General features: G+C 69.6%; 8 protein-coding genes. 4 read left to right on the top strand and 4 right to left on the bottom strand.

What is annotated here, in order from left to right; all coding sequences use genetic code 11:
• A partial coding sequence (locus ABJK26_RS03745) for a peptidylprolyl isomerase (RefSeq protein WP_347240894.1) occupies nt 1–786 on the top strand: 786 nt, incomplete at its 5' end.
• On the opposite strand, the gene ABJK26_RS03750 is transcribed toward ABJK26_RS03745, so the two are convergent.
• The 4 genes from ABJK26_RS03750 to ABJK26_RS03765 are packed head-to-tail and all read right to left on the bottom strand — an operon-like array spanning nt 781 to nt 4,508.
• Nucleotides 781–1,629: a nitrilase-related carbon-nitrogen hydrolase gene (locus ABJK26_RS03750; protein WP_347240895.1), complete on the bottom strand. Its 849-nt coding sequence runs from the start codon at nt 1,627–1,629 to the stop codon at nt 781–783. The two genes, ABJK26_RS03745 and ABJK26_RS03750, sit on opposite strands and share 6 nt — an antisense overlap.
• A gap of 9 nt (nt 1,630–1,638) precedes the next feature.
• Nucleotides 1,639–2,388, bottom strand: a complete 750-nt coding sequence (locus ABJK26_RS03755; protein WP_347240896.1) for a sulfite exporter TauE/SafE family protein — start codon at nt 2,386–2,388, stop codon at nt 1,639–1,641.
• On the bottom strand, nt 2,385–3,044 hold the full coding sequence (locus tag ABJK26_RS03760) for a rhodanese-like domain-containing protein (RefSeq protein WP_347240897.1): 660 nt from the start codon (nt 3,042–3,044) through the stop codon (nt 2,385–2,387). Before ABJK26_RS03760 ends, ABJK26_RS03755 begins: the two co-directional genes overlap by 4 nt.
• Nucleotides 3,045–3,071: 27 nt before the next feature.
• The gene (locus tag ABJK26_RS03765; protein WP_347240898.1) at nt 3,072–4,508 is read right to left on the bottom strand and encodes a rhodanese-like domain-containing protein; all 1,437 of its coding nucleotides are present in this window, start codon (nt 4,506–4,508) and stop codon (nt 3,072–3,074) included.
• 165 nt (nt 4,509–4,673) lie between these two features.
• On the opposite strand from ABJK26_RS03765, the gene ABJK26_RS03770 reads away from it, so the two are divergent.
• The 3 genes from ABJK26_RS03770 to ABJK26_RS03780 are packed head-to-tail and all read left to right on the top strand — an operon-like array spanning nt 4,674 to nt 6,531.
• Nucleotides 4,674–5,363, top strand: a complete 690-nt coding sequence (locus ABJK26_RS03770) for a thioredoxin family protein (protein ID WP_347240899.1) — start codon at nt 4,674–4,676, stop codon at nt 5,361–5,363.
• A 1-nt stretch (nt 5,364) separates the two neighbouring features.
• On the top strand, nt 5,365–5,742 hold the full coding sequence (locus ABJK26_RS03775) for a rhodanese-like domain-containing protein (protein WP_347240900.1): 378 nt from the start codon (nt 5,365–5,367) through the stop codon (nt 5,740–5,742).
• A complete protein-coding gene (locus tag ABJK26_RS03780) occupies nt 5,743–6,531 on the top strand; it encodes a TlpA disulfide reductase family protein (RefSeq protein WP_347240901.1) in 789 nt (262 codons plus the stop codon).
• Nucleotides 6,532–6,609: the final 78 nt, after the last annotated feature.

Genomic DNA, 6,609 nt, shown 5'->3' on the forward strand with positions numbered 1-6,609 from the left:
GCCAAGAGCGCCCTGAGGGCGCTCGGCCTCCCCGACACCCCGGAGACCCAGGCCCTCCTCGCCCAGTACCGCGCCCCCTACCTCGAGGCCCTGGCGGAGGAGAGGGCGCTTCTCCAGGTGGCCCGGGCTAAGGGCTTTTTTCCCCTTCCGGACAGCGTGGAGGCCCGGGTGGAGGAGCTAAGAGCGGCCTTCCCCGAGGAGGGGGCCTTGGAAGGGGCCCTGAGGGAGGCCGGGGTCCCGGACCTCGAGGCCTACCGCACCCTCCTCGCCGAGGCCATGGCCCTCGAGGCCCTGGAGGCCCACTACCGGGAGGGGCTTGTGGTCTCCCCGGCGGCCCTAAAGCTTCTCTGGCTCCTCTCCCCGGCCTACCGCCACGGGGCCCTCTACTGCGCCCGGCACATCCTCCTCCCCACCCTGGAGGCGGCCAAGGAGGCCATGGGGCGCCTGGAAAAGGGCGAGGCCTTCCCCGAGGTGGCCCGGGCCCTCTCCCAGGACCCGGGCTCCAAGGACTCCGGGGGAGACCTGGGATGCGAGCCGGTGGGCACCTACCTCCCGGCCTTTGAGAAGGCCCTTCTCGCCCTCAAGCCCGGGGAGGTTTCCCCGCCCGTGCGTACGGAGTACGGCTACCACCTCATCCTGCTGGAGCGGGTGGTGCCTCCCGGCCGCTACCCCCTGGAGGAGGTGGCGGAAGCGCTTGCGGCCCCGGTGCAGGACCTGGCCTGGGAAAAGCTCGCCAAGGCCCTGATCCGCAAGGTGCCCATAAGGCTCTTCCCCGAAAGGCTATAGCCGGAGGAGAAGGGCCTCGTCCCCCGTGGGCCTCTTGGCGAGGAGCAGGGCCTCCCCCGCGGCGTAGATCCCGCTTCGCCCCTCAAAGCGGAGGCCCAGCACCTCCCCGTTCAGCATGGGGTTCAGGAGGAGCCTCAGGTTCTCCCGGCCCAAAAGCCTCTCCTTCGCCGAGGCGAGCCAGACCTCCCCCTCCTTGCGGGAGGGGTCCTTGGGCCAGGGGCGGTCCCAGGGGGCGGGGTTGGCGGAGGGCTGGAGGAGGACCTCAGCCCCCAGGGCGTCCAGGCGGGCGAGGTGCCGCTCAAAAAACCCGTCCAGGCAGATGAGGACCCCCACCCGCCCGGCCCGGGTCTCCACCAGGTGGGGCCCAAAGCCTCCCCTCTTGAGCCAGCGCTCGGGAGGGGTGAGCTCCATCTTGGGCACCTGGGCCAGGAGGCGGCCCTCGGGGTTGAAGAGGAGGGCCAGGTTCTGGAAGAAGGGCGTGCGGCTGAAGCGCCCCCGGGCGAGCTCCTCCTCGTAGGGCGGGGCGAGGAGGGTCCCGGAGAGGAGGTAGGCCCCGAAGGCCCGGGCGGCCTCGGCCATGACCCGGTGGAAGACCCCGTAGGCCCGCCGGGCCCGCCGCCAGGGGAGGAGGGGGTCTTTGAGGAGCGCCCTCCAGGAAAGTTCCCCCTCCAGGTGGAGGAGGAGGGGGAGGCCGAAGAGCTCGGGGAGGGCGGCGAGCCTCGGGGAAGGGGTGCCCTCTAAAGCCTCCAGGAGCGCGAAAACCCTTTCCCGGAAGGCGTCCTCCGTGCGGTAGGCCTCGGGGCGGACCTCCGCCTGGAGGGCGAGCAGGGTGCGGAAGGGCACCCCTTCAGTCTACAGGCTCTGGACCACGATGTAGAGGCCCATCCCCACCAGGAAGAGGGCGAAGCCCCGCTTCAGGGTCTCGTGAGGGAGGCGCACCGCCACCCTCCCCCCGAGGAAGCTCCCCAGGGTGCCCACCAGGATGAAGAGGCCCGCGTTGGCCCAGTTGACGGAGAGGCCCAGGGCGGGGAGGAGGTGGAGGTACTTGTAGAACCCGGCGAAGGACTTCATGGCGATGATGACCAGGCTCGTCCCCACCGCCAGGTGCATGGGAAGGCCCCCCAGGAGGACCAAGGCGGGCACGATGAGGAACCCCCCGCCCACCCCCACGAAGCCCGTGAGGGCCCCCACCGCAAGGCCGTCCAGGACGATCTTCCAGGGCTTGCGCCTCTCTCCTTCCCTGTGGCTAAGCCTAGGGGGCCTCGCCATGGAATAGGCGGCGAGGAGCATGACCAGGGCGAAGGTGAGGAGCTGGACCTGGCCGGAAACGAAGTGGGAAAGCCAGGCCCCGAGGTAGGTGCCCGCCATGCCCGGGAGGCCGAAGAAGAGGACGTTCCGGAAGTCCACGAGGCCCCTCAGGGCGTAGGGGACCGCCCCGAGGAGGGCGATCCCGCCCACGATGAGGAGGCTTTCCGCGATGGCCTGCTTGGGGGGCTCCCCCAGGAGGTAGACCAGAACGGGCACGGTGAGGATGGAGCCCCCGGAGCCGAGAAGGCCCAGGGAGAGGCCGATCAGGAGGGCACCGAGAAGGGCCAGGGTCATCGTTCCACCGGGAGGCCCGCCCCCATCCAGGCGTAGGTACCCCCCTCCAGATTGTACACGCGCTCCCCAGGGAAGCCCTGCTGTACGAGAAAGTCTGCCGCTACCCCCGAGCGGTTCCCCGAGTTGCACACGAGGAGGATGGGCCGGTCCTGGGGAAGCTCGGAAAGCCTCTGGGGCAGGGTGGAGAGGGGGATGTTCACGGCGCCCGGCACGTGGCCCTCCCCGTACTCCCACGCCTCCCGCACGTCCACCACGAAGGCCTTCTCCAAAAGCCTCGCCGCCTCGTGGGGCCCCACCTCCTTAAAGGGCGTGGCGGCGTAGCCCACCTCCACCGGGGTGGTGTCCACGGGGAGCCCGGCCCGGTACCAGCGGACGATGCCGCCCTGGAGGTTCAGCACGTTGCCGTACCCCTGGGCGCCGAGCCAGGCCGCCGCCTGCCAGGAGCGGTTCCCGGTGCGGCAGTAGAGGACCACGGGGGTGTCCTTGGGGATCTCCCCGTAGCGGACCATGAACTCGGAAAGGGGGAGGAGCCTCGCCCCCGGAATCCTGGCCTGGGCGTACTCCTCCACCTCCCGCACGTCGATGAAGGGCACCCCCTGGTCGTAAAGCCTCTTGGCTTCCTCCGGGCTCAGGTCCTTGACCTCGGTCTCGTACATGGCTGGCCTCCTTCTTTGTGGGGGTGCTTAGGCCTCCACCAGCTCCTCGCCCCTCGCCACCGGGAAGCCCGCCTCCTGCCAGGCCCGGATTCCCCCGGTAAGGTTGAGGGCGTTCCGGAAGCCATGGGCGAGAAGGGCGCTGATGGCGGTGCTGGACCGGTCCCCGCCCACGCAGTGGACGATGAGGGGCCTGTCCTTGGGCAGGCGGTCCAAGTGGGCCAGGACGCGCCCCGCGTGGAGGTTTAGGGCCCCGGGGATGTGCCCCGCCAGGTACTCGTCCCGCCCCCGCACGTCCAGGATGACGGCCTTCCCGCTTTCCCAAAGCGCCTTGGCCTCCTTGGCCGTGATCTGGGGGATGGTCTCCAGCTCGCCCTGGGCGTAGCCCTCAAGCCCCGGGATGTACCCCACCACCTCGTCCAGGCCGATGCGGATGAGGGCCCGGGTGAGCTCCTCCACCTCGCTCGGGTGGGCCAGGAGGACGAGGGGGCGGTCGTAGGGCAGAAGCCAGCCCGCCCAGGTGGCGAAGTTCTTCCCCGCGGGGATGTTGAGGCTCCCCGGGAGGTGCCCTCCGGCGAAGGCGAACTTGTCCCGGGTGTCCACCAGGATGGCCCCCTCTTCCAGCCAGCGCGCAAACTGGGCCGGGGTGAGGCGGCCCGGGTGGGGGACACCCCCCAGGATGGGCATCCCGTCCCGGTTGAGGCGCTTCATCTCCTTGAAGTAGGTGGGGGCCTCGGGCTGGCCCTGGAGGAGGGCCCGCACGAACCCCTCCTCGTCGTCTTGCTCCAGGTACTCGGCCCACCAGGCGTGGCGGCGCTCGTACCCCACGGTGGTGGCGGGGAGGGCCCCGAGCGCCTTGCCGCAGGCCGAGCCCGCCCCGTGGCCGGGCCAGACCTGGACGTGGTCGGGGAGGGTGAGGAACTTCTCCTTGAGGCTACGGAACATCCTCCTGGCCCCGGGCTCCGCCGTGCCCTTGATCCCCGCCGCCTCCTCCAGGAGGTCGGGCCGGCCCACGTCCCCCACGAAGACGAAGTCCCCGGTGAGGAAGAGGAGGGGCTCGTCCGTCACCGCCCCGTCCGCCACCAGGAAGGAGAGGTGCTCCGGGGTGTGGCCCGGGGTGTGCACCGCCTTTACCCGGATGTTCCCCACCTTGAACTCGTCCCCGTCCTTGAGGAGGACGTGGGGGAAGCCCTTTAGGCCCCCGTACTTCCAGTTCTCGTCCCCCTCGTCGGAGAGGTACAGGGTGGCCCCCGTGGCCCGGGCGAGCTCCCTCGCCCCCGAGAGGTAGTCGGCGTGGATGTGGGTTTCGGCGATGGCGGTGATGCGGAGGCCCAGGGACTGGGCGAGGTCCAAGTACACGTCCACGTCCCGCCTGGGGTCCACCACCAGGGCCTCCCCCGTGGCGGCGCAGCCCAGGAGGTAGCTCATTTGGGCGAGCCCTTCTTCGTAGAACTGGCGGAAGACCATCTTTCACCTCCGGGAAAGGACCTTTGTCCCTGCGCCAGCAATATACCCCATAGGGGTACATGGTGTCAATCCCCGGGAGTCCCGTCTGCCCCCTATACTTGCGCCGCCTCCCTTGCTATACTGGTTGAAGGACCTACCCCTTACCGGGGTATCCGGGAGGAAAAAATGGCGTTACTTGGACCCAAGGAACAGGAGATCGTCCGCGAGAGGCTTTCCAACCTCGCCCGGGACGTGGAGCTCGTGCTTTTCACCGACTCCTCCACCCTCATCGCCCCGGGGAAGGAGCCCTGCCTCTACTGCAAGGAGACCAAGCAGCTTATGGAGGAGCTTTCCGCCCTCTCCGACAAGCTCCACCTGGTGGTCTACGACCTGGCCACCCCGGAGGGGACGGAGAAGGCCCAGGCCTACAAGGTGGAGGCCGCCCCCACCCTGATCCTCAGGGAGAAGGGCTCGGAGGCCCTCAACCTCCGCTACCGCGGGATCCCCGCGGGCTACGAGTTCGCGAGCCTCCTGGAGGACATAGAGATGCTGGGCCGGGACGGCCACGGCCTGCCCGAGAACGTGGTGCAGGAGCTCAACAGCCTCCCCGAGGAGGTGGTCCTCCAGGTCTTCGTCACCCCCACCTGCCCCTACTGCCCCCAGGCGGTGCGCACGGCCCACCGCATGGCCTACGCCTCTCCCAAGGTCTGGGGCGAGATGATTGAGGCCAACGAGTTCCCCGAGCTCTCCGACCGCTACCACATCCACGGGGTGCCGGACACCGTCATCAACCACGGCAAGGAGCGGGTTCTCGGGGCCCAGCCCCTCTCCCAGTTCCTCCAGGCCATCCGCAAGGCCGTGGGGGTCAAGGCCTAGCATGACCCGCCGCGCCCTCCTCGGCTTCCTCGCCCTTCCCCTCCCCCTCGCCGCCTGCGGCCCCAAGGGGAGCTACAAGGACGTGCCCCCGGAGGAGCTCTACCGGGCCCTGGCCTCGGGGGCGGTGGTGGTGGACGTGAGGACCCCGGGGGAGTTCGCCCAGGGCCACGTCCCCGGGGCCATCAACCTCCCCGTGGAGGAGGTGGCCCGCTGGGCCGACCAGATCCCCAAGGACAAGCCCGTCTACCTCTACTGCCACAGCGGCAACCGGAGCCGAAGGGCGGCGGAGTACCTGGCGCGGAAGGGCTACGCGAACCTCTACAACGTGGTGGGGGGGGTATTGGCCATAGAGCGGGCCGGATACCCCCTGGTGCGGTAGATGGATGCCTGGCAGTTTGGGCCCTTCGCCATCCCCTGGGTCCGGCTCAAGGTGGCCCTCGTCCTCCTGGCCCTATGGGGGGCGGCGGGCTTCCTCGCCCGGCGGGTGGACCGGAGGCTTGCCGCTTGGGGCCAGAACGCCGTTCTCGCCGGGCTCTTGGGGGCGAGGCTTGGCTTTGTGCTGGCGAACGCTTCCGTCTACGCCAAAGACCCCCTTTCGGCCCTCTATGTTTGGCAGGGGGGGTTTGACCCCTGGTGGGGTATCTTGGCAGGAGGAGGGTACACGCTCATGACCTTGCCCAAGCACCTTTGGCGCTACGCCCTGGGGGCGGCCCTGGCGGCGGGGCTCTTGGCGGGCCTCCTGTTCACCCGGCAGGGCAGGGAGGAGGGGCGCCTTCCCGCCTTGACCCTCGCCACCCTGGGCGGGACGGAGGTGAACCTGGAAAGCTTCCGAGGTAAGCCCGTGGTCCTCAACGCCTGGGCCACCTGGTGCCCCCCCTGCCGCAGGGAGCTTCCCATGATGGCGCGCCTCGCCCAGGAGAACCCTGGGGTGCACTTCCTTTTCGTGAGCCAAGGGGAAGGCCCCCTGGCGGTGCGGCAGTTTCTAGAGGAGAGGGGCCTCGAGGCCCAATGGGTCCTCCTGGACCCCGAAACCCGCCTCTCCCAGGCCCTGGGCGTTCAGGGGCTTCCCACCACCTTCTTCTTTGACCGGGAGGGGAGGCTCGTGGCCCGGCACCTGGGGGAGCTTTCCGAAGCCCTGCTCCTCGGCTACCTCCGGGCCTTGCGCTAGAGGCCGGCGGAAAGCAGGGCCTCCTTCCCGCCCACCACGGTCTTCAGGCGGACACAAATCAAGGCGCGGGCGCTTAAG

Source organism: Thermus sp., from assembly GCF_039793865.1.
Lineage (GTDB): Bacteria > Deinococcota > Deinococci > Deinococcales > Thermaceae > Thermus.

Excerpts from the sequence above, each read along its gene's own strand:
- ABJK26_RS03770 (WP_347240899.1), top strand. The coding sequence starts at position 4,674 with ATGGCGTTACTTGGACCCAAGGAACAGGAGATCGTCCGCGAGAGGCTT.
- ABJK26_RS03765 (WP_347240898.1), bottom strand. The coding sequence starts at position 4,508 with ATGGTCTTCCGCCAGTTCTACGAAGAAGGGCTCGCCCAAATGAGCTAC.
- ABJK26_RS03775 (WP_347240900.1), top strand. The coding sequence starts at position 5,365 with ATGACCCGCCGCGCCCTCCTCGGCTTCCTCGCCCTTCCCCTCCCCCTC.
- ABJK26_RS03780 (WP_347240901.1), top strand. The coding sequence starts at position 5,743 with ATGGATGCCTGGCAGTTTGGGCCCTTCGCCATCCCCTGGGTCCGGCTC.
- ABJK26_RS03755 (WP_347240896.1), bottom strand. The coding sequence starts at position 2,388 with ATGACCCTGGCCCTTCTCGGTGCCCTCCTGATCGGCCTCTCCCTGGGC.
- ABJK26_RS03760 (WP_347240897.1), bottom strand. The coding sequence starts at position 3,044 with ATGTACGAGACCGAGGTCAAGGACCTGAGCCCGGAGGAAGCCAAGAGG.